Annotated in this window: 1 rRNA gene; it reads right to left on the minus strand. The window is 57.9% G+C overall.

Annotated features, from left to right (window positions below):
* Positions 1 to 1,275 (minus strand): 23S ribosomal RNA (locus ACFWEG_RS29050); the annotation flags it as partial.

Genomic DNA, 1,275 nt, shown 5'->3' on the forward strand with positions numbered 1-1,275 from the left:
TGGCCCCCCTTCTCCCGAAGTTACGGGGGCATTTTGCCGAGTTCCTTAACCATAGTTCACCCGAACGCCTCGGTATTCTCTACCTGACCACCTGAGTCGGTTTAGGGTACGGGCCGCCATGAAACTCGCTAGAGGCTTTTCTCGACAGCATAGGATCATCCACTTCACCACAATCGGCTCGGCATCAGGTCTCACCCTGCATGTGCGACGGATTTACCTATCGCACGGGCTACACCCTTACCCCGGGACAACCACCGCCCGGGATGGACTACCTTCCTGCGTCACCCCATCACTCACCTACTAACCGCTTGGGCCGGCGGCTCCACCACTTTCCATTCCCCGAAGGGTCCGGAACGGCTTCACGGCCTTAGCATCACGATGCTCGATGTTTGACGCTTCACAGCGGGTACCGGAATATCAACCGGTTATCCATCGACTACGCCTGTCGGCCTCGCCTTAGGTCCCGACTTACCCTGGGCAGATCAGCTTGACCCAGGAACCCTTAGTCAATCGGCGCACACGTTTCCCACGTGTGTATCGCTACTCATGCCTGCATTCTCACTCGTGAACCGTCCACCACTGCCTTCCGGCGCGGCTTCACCCGGCACACGACGCTCCCCTACCCATCACAGCGGGCGTTGGCCCTCATGCTGCAATGACACGACTTCGGCGGTACGCTTGAGCCCCGCTACATTGTCGGCGCGGAATCACTTGACCAGTGAGCTATTACGCACTCTTTCAAGGGTGGCTGCTTCTAAGCCAACCTCCTGGTTGTCTCTGCGACTCCACATCCTTTCCCACTTAGCGTACGCTTAGGGGCCTTAGTCGATGCTCTGGGCTGTTTCCCTCTCGACCATGGAGCTTATCCCCCACAGTCTCACTGCCGCGCTCTCACTTACCGGCATTCGGAGTTTGGCTAAGGTCAGTAACCCGGTAGGGCCCATCGCCTATCCAGTGCTCTACCTCCGGCAAGAAACACACGACGCTGCACCTAAATGCATTTCGGGGAGAACCAGCTATCACGGAGTTTGATTGGCCTTTCACCCCTAACCACAGGTCATCCCCCAGGTTTTCAACCCTGGTGGGTTCGGTCCTCCACGACCTCTTACAGCCGCTTCAACCTGCCCATGGCTAGATCACTCCGCTTCGGGTCTAGAGCGTGCAACTACGGTCGCCCTGTTCGGACTCGCTTTCGCTACGGCTTCCCCACACGGGTTAACCTCGCTACACACCGCTAACTCGCAGGCTCATTCTTCAAAAGGCACGCAGTCACGA

It is taken from the genome of Streptomyces sp. NPDC060194, from assembly GCF_042728285.1.
Taxonomy (GTDB): Bacteria; Actinomycetota; Actinomycetes; order Streptomycetales; family Streptomycetaceae; genus Streptomyces.